We start from the raw sequence: 17,947 nt of genomic DNA on the forward strand, positions 1-17,947 counted from the left end.
ACGCCGACGCTTTCGAAAGAATCACTGCTCCCATCGGCACGCTACGTTTGCGGATCAAGGCGGGGTGTGGAGCTGATTTGTAAGAACGGCAGGTATATCTGAGCAATCGCGCGCAGGCATGAGCATCTACCAGCCCCTTGGAAAACGATATTTACAGTGAAATAGCGGTGAGATAAAATAAAAGCAAGAGAGGAGGCACGCACATGCTGACAAAGGAACAGATGTTTCAGGAACTGAATGAGAAAACGTTCAATCCGATGAACGATGTCGCGTTCAAATTTATCTTTGGCAAGGAAGAACGCAAGAATATCACGCTCGATTTCCTCGACGCATTTCTCTATGAGCGGCTCGAGCACCATATCACAGGCATCACCTACAAGAACACGGAGCTCGTGCCGCTGGCGGAGGACGGAAAGCTCACGCGGCTGGATGTTCGCTGTGACCTCAGCTCCGGCGAACAGGTCGATGTCGAGGTGCAGGTGCTGAACCTGAAAAATATGCGCCGCCGTACGCTCTACTATTGGGCGCAGATGTATCTGTTCTCGCTCGCGCGGGGGCAGACGTACCGGGATTTGAAACCGGCCATCACCATCAACATCCTGGCCTTCGAGCTGCTGCCGCAGAAAGCGCCGCTGGCCATGTACACGATCATGAATCCAGAGACGGGCGATGAGCTGAACAAGGATCTCTCGCTCTTTTTCGTGGAGATTCCGAAATTCGCCCGGGAACCGAAGAAGAAAATCAGCGAGATGACGAAGATGGAACGTTGGATGGCCTATTTTGCCAACCAACTCGACGATCACGAAAGGGAGGAACTTGCCATGAGTGATGCAGCCATCAGCGGCGCGATGGACGCCGCACGCGTGTTCCTAGCCGACGATGACGAGCGCTGGAACTACATCAACCGCCAGATGGCCATCCTCGACTACAACTCCGGGATAAAGGATTCGCGCGAGGAAGGCCGGAGAGAAGGCCGGAGAGAAGGGATCGGCATCGGCAGGGTCGGGATGCTCGCGGAGCTTGTGCGGGACGGGGTCTTGACGCTGGGGCAGGCTGCCGAGAAGGCGGGGATGAGGGAGAAAGACTTCCGGAAGGCGATGGAAAATCCAGAAATGTCGAACGAAGATACTCCATGAGCCCCCTGTCAAGTCTCCATAGATGCGGACAGGGAAGAGCTGTGTGATTTACCCGGAAAAGTACATGGGGAGATTCCGAAATTCGCCCGGGAACCGAAGAAGAAAATCAGCGAGATGACGAAGATGGAACGTTGGATGGCATATTTCGCCAACCAACTTGACGATCACGAAAGGGAGGAGCTTGCCATGAGTGATGCAGCCATCAGCGGCGCGATGGACGCCGCACGCGTGTTCCTTGCCGACGATGACGAGCGCTGGAATTACATCAACCGCCAGATGGCCATCCTCGACTACAACTCCGGGATAAAGGATTCGCGCGAGGAAGGCCTGAAAGAAGGTCGGAGAGAAGGCCGGAGAGAAGGGATCGACATTGGAAGGGTCGGGATGCTCGCGGAGCTTGTGCGGGACGGGATCTTGACGCTGGGGCAGGCGGCCGAAAAGGTGGGAATGCCGGAGAAAGAGTTCCAGAAGGCGATGGAAAAGCCCGAGATGTCGAACGAAGAAACGCCGTGAAAGAACGCAGATGGAGCGTTGGATGGCGTGGCTTGCCAACCGACTCGACGGCCGTGAATGTTGGGAGCTGATCGCACGTGATGTCGTGCCGCCGCAGATGAAAGGGAGAGTCTTGCCATGGGTGACGCAGTCGTGCTCCAAAATAAAAATTTGCGAATCACACGGAAAACCACTTAAGTTCCGCGCGAGGCTCTCGATATATAGAGTGTAAGGCAAAGATCATAAGCAGGAACACCCGGTCAGCTAGCAGCCGGGGCGGTAGCCTGCCTGGGATTTTGGAGCTGCTGATGCCTTGTTCTTTGTAGTAGCGGTTCCAGGAGTTAGTATCGGTCACGGATGGCCGTTACTCCATATTTACTGATTTATCAGGGAGGAATTTATCATGGCAATGGTAGTCAAAAACAACATGTCGGCAGTCTCCACGCTGAATACGCTGAACAAGAACTCTTCCGCGCTCGCCAAGAGCCTGCAGAAGGTCTCCTCCGGCATGAAGATCAACTCCGCAGCAGATGATGCTTCGGGCTACGCTATCTCCGAGCGCATGCGCGTCCAGATTCGCGGTCTCGACCAGGCGAACAGCAACACGCAGAACGGCACGAGCATGATGAAGGTCGCTGAGGGCGCTGTCTCCAGCACGGTCGACATCCTCAAGACTCTCAAGGAGAAGGTCATCAACGCAGCCAACGATTCCAACACGGACAGCGATCGCGCGACGATCCAGAAGGAGCTCGACCAGAGCATCGACCAGATCAACGACAACGCGAACGTCACGTTCAACGGCAAGTACCTCGTCGACGGCTCGAAGAACGCTAAGACGGATGGCACCTGCACGGCCCTCACGAACGAGAGCCTCCACAGCAGCACGGCATTCACGGATAGCTTTAGTGCACTGAGCGATCGTAACGGCAACAGCCTTAACATCAATAGCCTTGATACGGTTACGATGTCGTGGGTCAAGGAGGGCGTTACCTGCACGGCTTCTGTTAAGGCTTCGGGTAAACTGAATGATCTGATTAGCAAGGCATCTACTGACTTCGGCACGAGCTCGGTCGACTCCTACATCGGTAAAGATCTGGCGGGCGATACGGTCGCTACGGCGGACAAAGGCAATGCGCTGACGCTCGTCGCAGCGGGTTCCGGCGTGAGCAAACAGATTTCCGGTGTCACGTTCAGCGTTACGAACACGAAGGGCCAGGTACAGAAGAGCGCGAATGCAGTGCTCGACAACTTCTCCGAGTCCATCCGCGCGCAGAACAAGTCCGTTGACAACCAGATCACGCTCCAGGTCGGCACGAAGGCGAACCAGAGCATCAAGGTCGGTCTCACGGATATGCGCGCTGAGGCGCTCGGCCTCCAGAGCAGCTCGGGCCAGACGATCCAGATCGGCACGCAGGGCCAGGCAAATGCCGCCATCAACGTGCTCGACAACGCTGTGCAGAAGGCACTCGATCAGCAGACGACGATCGGCTCCGTCGAGAGCCGCCTTTCCTACACGAGCAGCAACCTCACGACGGCCAGCGAGAACGTCCAGAGCTCTGAGTCCACGATTCGCGATGCGGATATGGCAAAAGAGATGACGGAGTACACGAAGAACAACGTGCTTCTCCAGGCAGCTCAGTCCATGCTCGCACAGGCGAACCAGAGCAGCTCGTCTGTTCTGAGCTTGCTCCAGTAATTCCTATCTCGTGGATAGTAGTTACGACAGTAGCTATGCCCTCTCCCCTTTATGGGGAGAGGGTTTTTCTATGTCGTAGCGAATATGTACATTATGAAGATAAAAGGGAGAGCGTGAATATGTCAGATGCGCATCTTATCGCTTATATCACCTGTGTGAATGACGAGGCTATGTATGCGGAATGCCAGCGTGCGCTCGCAGCGCAGGTATTACCCGCGGAGATGGCAGCGGAGCTCGTGCCCATCCGTAGTGCGGAGTCGATGTGTGCGGGGTACAATGCAGCCCAACGAATGACGCAGGCGAAGTATAAACTATATATCCATCAGGACTGCATCATGCAACGCCCGGATGTAGTGGCTCGCATGCTGGCTGTATTCGACAAGCACCCTCGGGCTGGAATCGTTGGGCTCGCCGGCTGTCAGCATCTTCCTGAGACGGGCATGTGGTGGAACGGTGAGGGACTCTACTATCATATATCGGAACAAGCCGATGATGGTCCGCGCTATCACGCAGCCGGTACGGCAGCTGGCGAGGATGCCGTCGAGCTTGCCGTTGCCGATGGCATAGCTCTGCTTACAGCCATTGATATCCCCTGGCGCAGCGATATCCTTACGGGCTGGCATTTCTACGATGCAGCTATGAGCCTCGAGATGCGTTGGCGCGGCTATGAAATCTATGCGCCGTGCCAGGATGGTATGGCACCGTGGGTACTGCATCGCTGCGGCAGCAAGCCCATCACGGCGGCCTATCATGATGCCAGAAAGTCATTTTTGCAGAGCTATGCAATGACAAGCGATGAACAGATCATGTTTGCGGTGAAAAATGGTTTGCAAAGGCCCCGGCTATCCGTCTGCTACATAGCGCGCGACTGTGCAGGTGATCTGGCACTGTCCCTGAGCCACCTGCAGGACGAAGCCGATGAGATCATCGTCATCGACACCGGTTCGATTGACGATACAGCGGCCGTGGCGCGCTCCTTCGGTGCGAAGGTCTACGATTATGAATGGCATGATGATTTTGCTGCGGCGCGCAATGCTGCCTTGGCGCAGGCCACAGGCGACTGGATCATGGTACTCGATGCCGATGAGCATCTGCCTGCTGTGCACGGCAGTCTGCATCACAGCATTGTGCGGGCAGCGTCTGCCGGGGCTGAGGCATTGACTGTTACGCTTGTAAATATCGATATTGATGCCGGAGGACGTGAGATGGCGCCTGTGCCATTGCTGCGCATCTGGCGGAACCGCCCGCAGAGACGCTATATCGGGCGCATCCATGAGGCGATCACGGAACATGGGAAACCTCTGACACAGGTAGGTGAGGCAAGGGAGATCGTCATCCGTCACACAGGCTATTCCAAGGCACGGGCAAAGAAGAAAATGGCGCGCAATCTCGCGCTGCTCCAGCGCCAGATTGAGGAACGCGGGGAGAGCAATACGGATTGGCGCTATCTCGCCGATTGTTGCTATGGGCTTGAGGAGTATGAGCTGGCACTCCACTACGCGCGGCTCGCTCTGACGAAGGGGGAACAGACGATCGCTGGCCCTGCGCGCATGTACGAGGTCGCCATCGCCTCGCTCGCGAAGCTCGACCGGCCGACAGCAGAGCGGCTCGCACTCGCAAGGGAGGCGGCTGCAGCCTGCCCTGCGGTCAAATCCTTTGCTCACGAGGCGGAGAGCGCTGCTGCCCAGTGCGAGGCGGAGAACTGGTACGCAGCGCAGGCAGAGAGGGGAGATACAGCGCTGCGCGCTGCCGCAGAAGAAGAAATCGCAAGCGCAAAGAGGCCGGAGGAGCAGCGCAGCTTCCTCTCGGCATGGGCGGAGCAGACGGGACGCGTGCGCCTGAGCCTGGCACTCGATGAGGAGCAGCGCGGCTCCGTGGCGCATCTCGTGCAGGAGATGACGCGGGGAGAGGCGTTGACGGCTGTGCCCATCGTGCAGCAGGCGAGCCAGGGCATACGGGAATTCTTCCTCGCGCTCTATCTGCTGAGCGCCACGCGAGAGGGGCGGCGGCAGCTGCTCGCTGAGGAATGGCCGGAGAAATTGCCGCCCTCGCTCACGCGTCTTATCTTTGCGCTCTGTTTGCTCGATAATGAAGATATAGGGAAGAATCATCCCTTGCTGACGGCGGCGGATTTCGAGATATGGTCGCTTGGACTCGGGATGATTGCCGCGGCTGCAGGACCTGCAGGGCTCACGCGCTACGCGCGGCTCGCGCTGGATTTCGCACCGGACTGGGCACGCACAGAACAGGCGGCCGATGCTTTGCTCGCACAGCAGGACTGGCAGGATGCGCTCATGCTCCTGTCTGTTGTGCCGGCAGAGGCGGCAGCAGCCAGTGCGCACGGTCATTTCTGGTATGAGACAGGGCGTGCGCTCTATCATCTCGGCCAGAGCGGCGCGGCGGAGTGCTTCGCGCGGGCATCGGCTGCCGGCTGCGCGGAACGGGCATTGCCGTCCTATCGGGCATGGAGCGAGGAGGCGGAGAATGGAAAGGAAGCGTAAGGGCATCGTGGTATCGGCATGTGTCATTGTGAAGAATGAGGCAGAGAATCTGCCGCGCTGGCTTGCAGGCATGCGCCGCATCGCCAATGAGATGATTGTCGTCGATACGGGCAGCACGGATGATACGGCTGCCATCGCTGCAGAGGCGGGTGCGCGCGTATTTCATTTCGCATGGCGGGATGATTTCGCCGCAGCGAAGAATTTCGCGCTTGCGCAGGCGCGCGGACGTTGGATTCTCTTCCCCGATGCCGATGAATATTTCACGGAGGAATCGCTCGCACGGATTCCGCAGCTTTTGAAGCAGGGGGAACGGGACAGCAAGGTAGCAGGGTATCTCTGCCGTCTTGTCAACATCGATAAGGATGACGGCGGTCGCGTGAGCTCGGTGACGACGCAGGTGCGGATTTTCCGCCATCTGCACGGCTTGCGCTATACGGGGAACGTCCATGAGACGCTCGTCATCCCCGAGGGAAAGAAGTTGCTGCTCGTGCCGGATCTCACGATTCATCATACAGGCTACTCGAGCAGGATTGCCCGTCAGAAGCTCCAGCGGAACCTGGCACTGCTGGAAAAGAACAAGAGAGAGCACAGGCATCAGAGCAATGTGCAGGAAGAACGCTACTATATGGACATCTATTATGGGCTGCAGCAATATGAGAAAGCCATCGCCAGTGCGAAGCGCCTCATAGGAAATCCCGAGGCAACGGAAACAATGCGCACGCGCTGCTATGAAACCTGGACGAGCGCTTGCATCGAGGGCCATTTTCCGGAGGATGCAATTGAGGAGAGCCTCGACGCAGCCATCGCGGCACGTCCGGAGGAGGCGGAGTTCCTGCTCATGAAGGGGCTCTGGCTCTATGAGCAGCAGGATTATCTGGAGGCTGAAACCTTGCTCCGGCAGGGACTCGCGCTGCATGAGAAAATGCAGCAGGTCCAGCAGCGCCGGTATCTGGAGGGAGATGTACGGGAGGTGAATCTCTCCCTGTTGGAGGACAATGCCGAGCGTCTTCTCCCGCATACCTGGTGGCGGCTGGGGGGGCTGGAAGAGCTGGAGCGCAGGGCAGACAGGGCTATGGAATGCTATGAGAAAGGCTTGCGGATGCAGCCGCGTCTGAGCTGCTTGCTGCAGTCATATTGGCGGCTGATGGAGCGAGCCGGGCTCGACGCTGTCGCCGAGATACAGCTGCTCAGAAAGTTTTACCGTCCAGAAGATACGTCCTGGCTGGCCAGAGAGCTGGCCAGGCTCGGCGCGGGAAAGGTCAGCCTTTATTTTACGCGTGAGGCGGGGGAGCCGCTCGATACCGTCACGGCGCAGATAGCGGCTGGTCGGGCGGATGCAGCGGCGGCACAGGCGGCAGAGCGCCTTGATGCAGCTTACCGCTTCGGTCTATGGGCGGCAGCGGAAGGTGCTATGGGACTTGGCGCGTTGCTCGATAACTTGCCTGAGCGCTGGCAGATGGCGAAGAAGGACTGGCAGGCTGGACGCACGACACCTGATACGCAGGCGCTCGTGCGACTAGACAGCGAGATGAAGAAACTCATGAGCAGGAGAAAACGATGAATTATAGAGAGAAAAGAGATTTGCTTGCGGCGTTGGTTGACGGTATGAAGTATGGGAATAAGGCTGAGGCGATGCGTGCGGCAGATGCGCTTTATGCTGCCGGACTGACGGACAGGCGGCAATGGGAGACTATGCTGGCGGCCTATATCGATTGCGATGAGCGTGAACGGGCACTGGATGCGGCGGCAGCCTATGCAAAGCACTTCGGAGAAGATGGCTGGGGACCTTTCGATGGTGTAGCACATTTTCTTATCGGTCGCGCGATGTATTTGGCGGGAGATGAGCGTGATGCGGAGATCCATTTCCGAACGGCTCTGGCCGATGAGACATTTACCGGTTGGTACCGCGGTGCAACTTACAGCATCTATGCGACGCTCTGCCGCACCTTGGGTCGGGCAGAGGAGGCCGTAGAGCTTTATCGGCAATCGATTTCCTATAAGGACTTAGATCATGGTCAGACAGATGAGTACAGCAACCTGCTCTTCAATCTGCATTACCTGAAAAAGCCTGCCTCTTTCATGTTCGAGACGGCCAAGGGCTATGGAGAACTTCTTCAGGACCTTAAAAAATATGCTTATTCACCGCGAAAAATACAGCAGCGCTACAAAAAGCGCAGTGGCCGCCTGCGCATCGGGCTCATCTCGCCGGACTTCCGTGGTCATGTCATGGCGTTCTTCAGTTATGCGTTTTTCCATAACTACGATCGCAGGCTCTATGAGCTCTACGCCTATACGAATTGCGTCGAGGATGGTGTGAGCGAGGAATTCAAAACATGTGCGACGAAGTGGCGCAACTTGCGTGGCCTCACGCCTGGACAGGCAGCGAAAATCGTGCATGCCGACGAGCTTGATGTGCTTGTCGATCTTGCGGGTCATACGGGTCACAATATGCTGCCGGTGCTGGCCTATCGTCCAGCACCCGTGCAGATATCGGGCATCGGCTACTTCGCAACGACGGGGCTGCGCACTATCGATTATTTCCTTGCCGATCCTTATATCGATCCTGTGAGTGGGGACGGAAAGGGCAATGATGTTTATTTCACGGAGCAATTGCTGCGTTTGCCACATAGTCACTGCTGTTATATGTGGCACGATGCGCCACATCTCCCTGCAGCTGCGCCGTTCCAGAAAAACGGCTATGTAACATTCGGCAGCCTGAATAATTTCTCAAAGGTTACGGATGAGATGCTTGGCCTCTGGGCAGAGATTCTGCGTCAGGTACCCTGCAGCCATCTCTATCTGAAGGCGCATATCTTTGATTCCGCCTATGGACGAGATTTGGTGACAGAGCGCCTGAAGCAGGCAGGCATTGATATCCGGCGCGTGAGGACGGAGGGGCTGACAGCGCAGTATCTGGATGCCTATGATGATATCGACATTGCGCTCGATACGTATCCCTATCCGGGCGGCGGCACGACCTGCGATGCACTCTACATGGGCGTGCCGGTCGTGGCGCTTGTCGGGAAGCGCCACGGGGCGCGGTTCGGGTATAGCATCCTTGCGAATGCCGGACTCACGGAGCTCTGTGCAGAGACGCCGGAGGCGTATGTCAGGCTGGCAGTCGCGCTTGCCAGGGACGGCGCACGGCTGCGGCACTACCATCAGCAGCTCCGCTATCGGCTGCTCGCCTCGCCGGTCATGGATGGACCGGGATATATGGCGGAGATGGAGATTGCGTGGAATGCGGCCTGGCTGCACTTTGTTGAGAGCAATCTGAGCGCGCGGGAGCGGCAAAAGACCGTCGACGAAGATATCAGGGCGAGGCAGCAGGCATTCAGGAAAGAACTTTGGCCGGAGATGATGCGCCTTGCAGGCCGCCTCATTGCGCGTACATGGCTTGAAAAAAATACAACTATCGGCGCTGAGATGCTGGCCTCGGCTTATTATGATGCCGCACTGGCGCGCTATGCGAAGGGACCTGTCGATGCGAGTGCAAAGGGCAAAGCGGCATGGTGGATTCGCGCAGCCATCGCGAGGAATGGCGACCAGCCGGTACGCCTTGCCCGTCTTACGCGCATGCTCGGTGATGTCGAGATGATCCGCAACGGCTATGTGCGGGCGGAGCAGGCAATGCGTGACTGCCTGGCCGCCATAGACACCTGTCGCGAGAAGGGACTTCTTGACGAATTGCCGGATGACCTCGAGGCGAATGCCTGGGCTGTGCTCGGCAATGCGGCAGGCTCGCTCGGACAGAATGAGCTCTCCGCCGAGGGCTATTTGCGCTCAGCCAAACTCTATCAGGCGCATGGGCAGCGCATCGCGATGTACGATTCCTATCTGCTGTCAGAGCATCTCAATGCGGGAAGCGATGCAGCGGGAATCCAAAAGTTCAATGCCGCGCATCTCGCCTATAACGAACTTTTCGCTCAGGTGCAGCCTCTGCCGACACTCAGCGCGCAGGAATTGCGCGAGCGGCGAGCGGTGCGGCCGGGAAAGCGCTTGCGCATTGGCTATCTTTCGCCGGATTTCCGTCAGCAGGTCATGTTCTATTTCTCGTACCAGATGATTGCGGGGCATAGTCAGGATTTCGAGGTTTATGCGTATTACCTTGGCAAGACGCACGACGGCTTCACGGCAGATATCGAGCGGGCGGCAGACCATTTCGTCGACCTCTATGCACTGCGCGACGACCGTGCTGCCATCGCGCGCCGCATTCGCGATGATGGTATCGATGTACTCGTCGAGCTCGCGGGACATTGTGCAGGGACGGGCCTGCCGGTCCTGGCCTATCGCCCGGCGCCCGTGCAGCTCTCGGGGCTCGGCTACATCCATCCGACGGGACTCGCGGCTGTCGATGGGTTCCTCACAGACGCCTATAGCGATCCACCCGCGTACGAGGCGGAGGATTGGCGCGGCTTTCATGAGTGCCCCGTGCGGCTCACGAGCCAGTTCTGCTATACGGGACGCAGCGACGTTCCGGCGCCTGCTGCTGCACCGTGCCGAAGGAAAGGCTACATCACCTTCGGCGTGTTCAATCGCTACGGGAAGATCAATGATTTCATCCTGAGCCTCTGGCGGCAGATTATGGAGGCTGTGCCGGAGAGCCGGCTGCTCCTTCGCAACGAGAATGTGCGCGATCCGGAGTGCGTGCTCTACATGCAGGCGCAGCTCGAGCGCGCAGGCATCGACCTCGACCGCGTGGATATGGAGGATACGGACGACCGCTATATGAATCGTTACATGGAGGTTGACATCTCGCTCGATACCTTTCCCTATGTGGGAGGCGGCACGACTTGCGATGCACTCTATATGGGCGTACCAGTCGTAACGATGTACGGGCGGCGGCATGGTACGCGGCTCGCATACTCCATTCTCGCGAATGTCGGCCTCGGCGAGCTCGCGGTGCCGGCAGAGCGGCCGCAGGACTATGTGGCACGTGCCGTTGCTTTGGCGAATGACAGGGAGTTGCTTGATGTGCTGCACCAGAATCTGCGTGTGATGCTCATGAAATCGCCGGTAATGGATACGCAGCGCTACGTAGCGGAGCTCGAGAAAAAGTATCGGGAATTCTGGCATAAAGCAGCGCGGGAGGCAATAGAATGAATTTTGATGAAACCTTCAAGAAAATAGAGAAAATCAAGAAACTCTATGACCATGGTCAGTACCAGATGGCGCTGTCGCTGCTCAATGCATCCGTGCGGCGCGGCGTGTTCGATGCAGATGAGCAATGGGTCGTCGACGATTGCTACAGCCGTGCGTATTACCAGATGGGGGAGGTCGATACCGCTCTTGATTATGCATGGAAATCGGTAAATGAACCAGAGGGGCAGGACTTCCGCACGCAGCAATGGCATTTCAGCGACTACTTGTTCATGATGCACTATTCCCTGCGGACGACAGACGCGCTTATGCGTGAGCGCCATTTCCTCTATGACCGGTTTGCGACACCGCAGGATATGTGCCACCACTCGCATGCGCGCCATCGGCATGATCGCATCCGCATCGGCTATCTGGCGAATTCCTTTCGCGGCGGTGTCATCACGCTCTTCTGCTGGCCGATGATTGTCGGATATGACCGCAGCCGCTTTGAGGTGTATTGCTATGCACTTGAGGATGTCAAGGAAGAGGGCGGTACACTCGATGCCGTGCGGAGTCAGGTCAAGGTCTTGCGCTCTTATAAATGGGGGCAGATGAAGGCAGAGATCGCGCGCGATATCTATGAGGATGAGATCGATATCCTCGTCGATCTGAATGTCCACGCCTCGGGCGGCTGCACGGCAGCCGTCATGTGCCATCGTCCGGCGCCCGTGCAGGTGGCAGGCATCGGCTATATGGCGACATCGGGGACGCGGGCCGTCGATTATTTCCTCGGCGATAAGTATTGCGATCCGCCGGGGGCAGAGCGGGATTTCCAGGAAAAGCTCCTGCGCCTGACCTCGCATTTCTGCTATACGCCGCTCGAACGGGCAAAGGCGGTCAAGCGCACGTATGAGCAGACGGATCATATTCGCTTTGCTACGTTCAACAATGGACTCAAAATCAATCAGGAGGTGGCAAACGCCTGGGCGGAAATCATGCGCCGCGTGCCGGGCTCGACGTTGCTCGTGAAGAGCCCGGCAAGGAAGAAGTATATGATGCAGGAGCGCTATCAGATGCTGCTCAGGGCTGGCATCCCGGCGGAACGCATCATCAGAGAGAAGCCGTCCTATGATTTCCTGCAGCGCTACATGGATGTCGATATTCAGCTCGATACCTTCCCCTATGTCGGCGGTGCGACGATGGCGGACTCGCTCTATATGGGTGTGCCGGCCGTTACGCGCTATGGGAACCGGCATGGCACGCGCTTCGGCTACAGCATGCTCATGAATGTCGGGCTCGGCGAGCTTGCAGCGCCTGATACCCAGGGCTATATCGAGCGGGCGGTAGCACTCGCCGGGGACAGGGCGCTTTTGCAGGCGCTCCACGAGCAGCTGCCAAGCCGTATGCGCCAGTCGCCGCTCATGGATTCACGCGGTTATATACGCGAGCTGGAGTCATGCTATGAGCAAATCTGGCAGCATTGGCTGGCAGGGCCGGATGAGGCAGATGAATTTCCAGCTTTTCGTGCTCTTAAAAATGCCGACGTGGATTGAAACAAACAGGAAAATCATGGTTTCATAGAGAATAGAGTATCAAGAACGTTTCTAATGTGATAAGGAGTGCAATGGTAATGAGTAAAGCTAGCCGCAGAATGATGAAACAACGCAGCCGCCAGGAGTCTGCAAGGAAGGCAGAGGCGCGGAAAACCGCGCCGGAATTGACGGAGACAGAGGCACAGGAACTGCAGCATCTGTTCGAGACAGAGCAGTATGCAGACTATATCAATCGCCTGGCAGAAATCGTGCAGGCGGGGCGCTATGATGATACCGCCCTGTATCATGGGGCGTACAGCTACTTTATGCTTGGCGACTATCTGCGCGCAACGAATATGGTCAATGATATCCTCACGATGTACCCCGCGCATCTCGAGGCGCGCATCCTGCTCGCGCGCATCTGCATCCTCGATGACCGTACGGATGATGGTCTTGCCATTTTTGACTACATTCTCGAGCATTTCCGGACGCAGCTGTCGGAGAGCCAGGAAGATGATCTGAAGGACATCCTCGATTACTATGCAAGCACTGAGGCAGAGAAGATTCAGGCGAATTTCCCGTATGTGGCGAGCTTCCTCCAGTCTGCAGGCTTGCTGCCAGAGGCAGCTGCTGCCGAAACGAAGGAGATGGAAGCACCTGAGGAGAAACCTGCAGCGGAGGCATCGCCTGCACATGAAGAGGAGGAAGGACAGGCAGAGGCTCTTGTTCCGCAAGCGCAGGCAGCTACCCCGGATGCTGCAGCAGAGATTGACCAGGTCATGGCGCAGCAGGTATCTCTGGCGGAGAAGGTGCACCTGCTCAATGCCTTTGCAGCAGCGCACTTCGTGACGGGCGCGGCGGAGTATGCTATCGCTCAGGCGGAGCTTAAACAGGCACTGTTGCTCGATTCTGCGTCAGCCGAGACGCTGCGCAACCTCGCCGTCCTGGCAAAATGCCAGGGAGAGACGGACAAGGCGCTGGCGTTCGCCTCGAAGCTGCCGACGAGCGATTTCCTTCTGTTGTCATTCCTGGGGAAATAAAATGGGGAAAGAGAGTGTCAGCGTCGCAGTTGTTGTGCCGGTCTACAAGCCGACGCTCACGAGCGATGAGCGCTGCGCGCTCGAGCAGCTGCAGCGCGTGCTTGGGCGGTATCCCCGCTTCTTCGTAGCGCCGTCGTTCCTGCAGCCGCAGTACGGAAGGCTTAGCCGCGGCTTCGACGTGGTGCATTTCCCTGCAGAATATTTTCAGACGACAGAGACGTATAGTCGGCTGTTGCTGCGAGAGGAGTTCTATGCGGCATTTTCTGCCTATGAGTACATCCTCATTTATCAGCTGGATGCCTTCGTGTTCTCAGATCGCTTGTCAGAGTTCTGTTCCAGAGGGTATGACTACATTGGGGCACCGGTCTCATACAGTGCTCCGATTTGGCATTTCGCCGGAGCGCGTGTGGGCAACGGCGGTTTTTCCCTGCGGCGTGTGGCAAGCTGTCGAAGACTCATGCATGCTTTTGGGCAGGGCGTGATGCCGCAGCCTCTCTGGGAAGTCTTGTCGGAGAATGAGGATGCTTGTTTTGGCTGGGCAGCCGGGCAGCCGGAGCTGGATTTCCATGTGCCCTCAGTGAAGGAAGCATTGTCATTTGCTGTTCAGGAAGATGTGCAGCATGTATACCGACGTATGGCATCTGGCTGGCGGCCTTTCGGCTGCCATGGCTGGACACATTTTGCAGATGCCATGTGGCGCCCGATGATAGCGGCTGCCCTCGGACATCCAACTGGAAAATCCTTGGAACAGAGAGGTTTTGCCTATCGGACATTATCTCGCCGTATCCTGCAGCAGTGGTGGGGGGCGCATCCCTATCTGCCCGTGACCTACCTGTATGGTCTGGTGCGCAGGGGACGGCTCTCTGAGGCTGCGGCATTCATGCAGCGGCACATCATGCGCAGCGGCTTTGCGCCTATCAAGTACAGTTTTCTGCTGACGGATATCGACTATATCTATCGTATGGCGGCATGCTGGCCGCGGACCATGGGGGAGCGTGAAGCGCTTCTCACGGCGCTGCTGATTGCCGCGTGTCAGATGCTTTACACGATACATTCCCCTGCCATACATGAGAAAGAAATGCAGCAGCTCCTGGACCTGGCTGGTCGGGAGCAGGCAGGAAATCCTGCGCTTACGAAGCTTTGTCAGGTATATCGCCAGCTAAAGGAGAGACGCGGCTCCCTTATACCTGTCGAACCAATTTTGTCGTCAGATGATGAGAGCAACCGTCATTTGCGCATCTACGTTGTCATGCACAAGCTCGTGCCAGCGCCCGTCGACCCCGTCTACGCGCCTATTCTCGTCGGTCCGAAGGCGCGCGTGGCGCCGCGTACGCTCCTGACCGATAGCAGGGGCGTCAATATCGCGCACAGGAATCCCTTTTACTGTGAACTCACAGCGCTCTATTGGGCGTGGAAGAACGATGATCTGCCGGACTATGTGGGGATGTGCCACTATCGGCGCTATCTCTATCAGCCCGGTGCGAAGGGCTTTCGTGGTGTGCTGTCAGGCGAGCATATCCTCAGGCTCATGCAGGACTTTGATATCCTGCTGCCGGAGGCGGTGCCGCTTTCGGCCAATATGGCAACACAGTTCTGTGAACACCATGGGAAACGCCCTCTCTTCGCTCTCGAAAAAGTCATGCGGGAGCATGCGCCGGAGAGCCTTGCTGCTTTTTACAGCGTTATGGCGAGGGAAAAAGCTTATTTCTATAATATCTTTGTCATGCGGCGGGAGGCGTTCCAGGATTATATGGCGTGGCTGTTTCCTCTCCTTTTCGCAACGGAGCAGGAGATGGGCGGCTTTACTGCGGATGGGAGAGACCGTTATCAGCAGCGACTTGGTGGCTTCCTGGCGGAAAGAATGCTCAATGTGTATGTAGAATATCGTCAGATGAAAGTTCGTGAAGTATCGTTGCTTCAAATTGGCTGATGATGATGCTGCTGCTGGGAGGAGAACATCATGAAGGTCTATGAAGATACGAAAATCTTCGTCGTCTGTCCTGCCTACGAAAAATCAGGCGGTCCTTTAGCGCTGCATCAGCTGGCACATGAACTGCGGAAAAGAAAGATGGATGCAATCATGGCATATGCGTGTGCGGTAAGAGATGAGAGCCCTGTGGCAGAACCTTATCGAAAATATCATATTCCCTTTGTTACGGATGCGATTGCCTCGGATGAACATCATATCCTGATTTGTCCGGAAACGATGGCAGGCTCGTTTCCCCGCCATCTGCGCCATATCTACTGGTGGCTCAGCGTTGATAACTGGGCGAGAACGATAATGGGGTATTTTCAGCAGGCGCTGCTCACTTCGTTTGCCCATCCGATTCCTCACTTCGTGCCCTTAGCAGGAGATGCAGGCACCCATTGGGTACAGTCGGAATATGCTCATCGATTCCTGCGTATCAATGGAGTGCCGGAGCAAAAAATCCATCATGTATCGGATTATCTGGATCCTGTCTTCATCTCTCGCCATGCTGATGATACCTTTGACATCCGTCATCGACGGGATGTAGTTGCCTACAATCCGGTCAAAGGGGCGGAATTCACGAGAAGATTGCAGGAGGCGGCACCGGATCTTCATTGGGTGAAGATCGAGCATATGACCAGCAGCGAAGTGGAGGAATGCCTGTCAGAGGCGAAGGTCTATATCGATTTCGGGGAGCATCCGGGCAAGGATCGCATCCCTCGCGAGGCGGCTGTCTGTGGCTGCTGCGTGGTCACCGGACGGCGCGGAGCTGCAGGCAATGATGTCGATGTGCCGATTCATCCGCGGTATAAGTTCGCTGACCGTCTGGAGAACATTCCCGCTATCCTGGACTGCATCCGCAGGCTGCTCGCGGAATATCCGCAGAGGATTGCTGATTTCGCCGCCTATCGTGCCTCGATCCGCAAGGAAAAAGCGCTTTTCGAGAGAGAAGTAGAAGCAGCGCTGACGTTCAGCGATGCGGCGCCGCAGACGAAGCGACTTGCGCTGCTGCCAAAGGGGAGGATCGAGCCTGCGCAGCTGCCGCAAGGCACGGACTGGGAAAAGCGTGAGGATGTCCAGGTAGCAGCCGTTGTCGATGATACAGCGGCAGGCAGCTATGTGCAGGCTTTTCAGAGGACACTACCTGTCATTAGCAACGAGGATGCCATGTTCCTCTATCAGGAGGGCAGGCTGGAAGGGTTCCTGACGCAAGATGTAACGGATGGGAATGTTTTGCATATCTATACAGAATAGAGGAAAAATCTGTGGTGAGGACTTCATGGGATGTAGATAAAACCACGGGAAGGGAAAGGTATGGAGAAAAATGTATTGATTTGGCTTTGTGGAGAGGATATCATTCTCCTAGGGGGGGCTATTGCTGCGTTAGCCAGAGATATTGGAGGCATTCACATCGCAGGGGCAACAGGAACGAGGCCGATGGCATTGCAGTTCAATGGAAGGCAAGTGCCATTCTTAGAAAAAACGATGCTAAGAACGCTGGAAATAGACTATGTCATCCTCACCGGACGTAAATATAATATTCGTACTGTTCGGTACGAACTTGATTTCTACGGGCTTGAGAGCGCATTCATTCTTCCGGATCGTGTCTGTTGCCTTGCAGGGTTCTCCGTAAAAAAATATCGTAATTTGTTGGCATCAAAGGTATCTATATTTTCCCTAAACTGCTTCGGTGGCCTTGTTTCGCATTTGTTTGGCATGCCGTTTCGCTCACCGTTTGTAAACATGTTCTCTACTGAGGATAGCTTTATAGATTTTCTGGAGGCTGATCCGGCACAGACGCTTTTCAGCGAATTGCAGTTTATCGAGTCACGTTATGAGCCAGTTCAACATTTTGACTATCCGGTATTCCGATGTGATAATCTGCTCCTATATATGAATCATTATCCCGATATCCTTAGTGCCATCGCTAAATGGAATGAACGGAAGAAGCGTATAAATTTCGATAACCTTTTTGTGACCATGTATACGGACCGGCAGGACATCATCGAACGCTTTGCCAGACTCCCTTATAAAAAGAAGATTTGTTTTACGTATCAGCCGTCAGAGCTTCCCTCTATATACACACTGGAGAGGACGGAGTTTGATGGCAAGGAACTTTGGCATAGCGTCGATGATATAGCAACTGGCATCTATCAACCACTTGATCTTATTGAATTGTTGACCAGTGGACGACAGGTACCAGCGAAACAATAAGCTTTAAGGAACCACTGATTAATTCGGCACCCTGCCTTTGCGTATCTGCACTGTCCTCTCGTCGTCGACAAATCCTCAGCGTAGCTCTGCTACGCCTCCGGTTTGTCTCCTAGAGAGATACAGCGCATCTACGCAAATTCAGGGCACCTCATTTAATCAGCGGTTCCTTAACGATAACGACTATGAGATTTGAGCCATGCGGGATATGTGGATAATAGGAATATTTTCTTATCTAAATAATAGAAGGATATTACGGAAATGATATTCGAAAAAAATGATAAATTGGAA

Annotated in this window: 11 protein-coding genes; all 11 read left to right on the forward strand. The window is 56.0% G+C overall.

The features are described from left to right. Positions 1-203 precede the first annotated feature (203 nt). The 11 genes from F599_RS13820 to F599_RS14820 all read left to right on the forward strand — a co-directional run bounded on the left by F599_RS13820 (position 204) and on the right by F599_RS14820 (position 17,659). A complete protein-coding gene (locus F599_RS13820) occupies positions 204-1,136 on the forward strand; it encodes an Rpn family recombination-promoting nuclease/putative transposase (RefSeq protein ID WP_019542852.1) in 933 nt (310 codons plus the stop codon). A 72-nt stretch (positions 1,137-1,208) separates the two neighbouring features. Next, positions 1,209-1,649 (forward strand): PD-(D/E)XK nuclease family transposase, encoded by a 441-nt coding sequence (locus F599_RS13825; protein ID WP_277613096.1) that lies wholly within the window; start codon positions 1,209-1,211, stop codon positions 1,647-1,649. A 382-nt stretch (positions 1,650-2,031) separates the two neighbouring features. After that, positions 2,032-3,324 (forward strand): flagellin N-terminal helical domain-containing protein, encoded by a 1,293-nt coding sequence (locus tag F599_RS0107205; protein ID WP_026327880.1) that lies wholly within the window; start codon positions 2,032-2,034, stop codon positions 3,322-3,324. 119 nt (positions 3,325-3,443) lie between these two features. Continuing rightward, a complete protein-coding gene (locus F599_RS14795) occupies positions 3,444-5,825 on the forward strand; it encodes a glycosyltransferase (protein WP_019542855.1) in 2,382 nt (793 codons plus the stop codon). After that, a complete protein-coding gene (locus tag F599_RS14800) occupies positions 5,809-7,386 on the forward strand; it encodes a glycosyltransferase family 2 protein (protein WP_019542856.1) in 1,578 nt (525 codons plus the stop codon). The genes F599_RS14795 and F599_RS14800 overlap by 17 nt, the downstream gene beginning before the upstream one ends. After that, positions 7,383-10,928: an O-linked N-acetylglucosamine transferase, SPINDLY family protein gene (locus F599_RS14805; RefSeq protein ID WP_081626347.1), complete on the forward strand. Its 3,546-nt coding sequence runs from the start codon at positions 7,383-7,385 to the stop codon at positions 10,926-10,928. The genes F599_RS14800 and F599_RS14805 overlap by 4 nt, the downstream gene beginning before the upstream one ends. Beyond that, the gene (locus F599_RS13845) at positions 10,925-12,457 is read left to right on the forward strand and encodes an O-linked N-acetylglucosamine transferase, SPINDLY family protein (protein ID WP_019542858.1); all 1,533 of its coding nucleotides are present in this window, start codon (positions 10,925-10,927) and stop codon (positions 12,455-12,457) included. Before F599_RS14805 ends, F599_RS13845 begins: the two co-directional genes overlap by 4 nt. 98 nt (positions 12,458-12,555) lie before the next feature. After that, entirely contained in the window at positions 12,556-13,476 is a 921-nt protein-coding gene (locus F599_RS14810; protein WP_019542859.1) for a CDC27 family protein, read from the forward strand. Position 13,477: 1 nt separating this feature from the next. Continuing rightward, a complete protein-coding gene (locus tag F599_RS0107235; protein WP_019542860.1) occupies positions 13,478-15,406 on the forward strand; it encodes a DUF5672 family protein in 1,929 nt (642 codons plus the stop codon). 30 nt (positions 15,407-15,436) lie between these two features. Next, entirely contained in the window at positions 15,437-16,699 is a 1,263-nt protein-coding gene (locus F599_RS15540) for a UDP-galactopyranose mutase (protein ID WP_156021958.1), read from the forward strand. Positions 16,700-16,759: 60 nt separating this feature from the next. Next, positions 16,760-17,659: a DUF1919 domain-containing protein gene (locus F599_RS14820; protein ID WP_019542863.1), complete on the forward strand. Its 900-nt coding sequence runs from the start codon at positions 16,760-16,762 to the stop codon at positions 17,657-17,659. The last annotated feature ends 288 nt before the right edge of the window (positions 17,660-17,947 follow it).

It is taken from the genome of Selenomonas bovis DSM 23594 (assembly GCF_000381005.1).
In the GTDB taxonomy this organism is placed as follows: domain Bacteria; phylum Bacillota; class Negativicutes; order Selenomonadales; family Selenomonadaceae; genus Selenomonas_C; species Selenomonas_C bovis.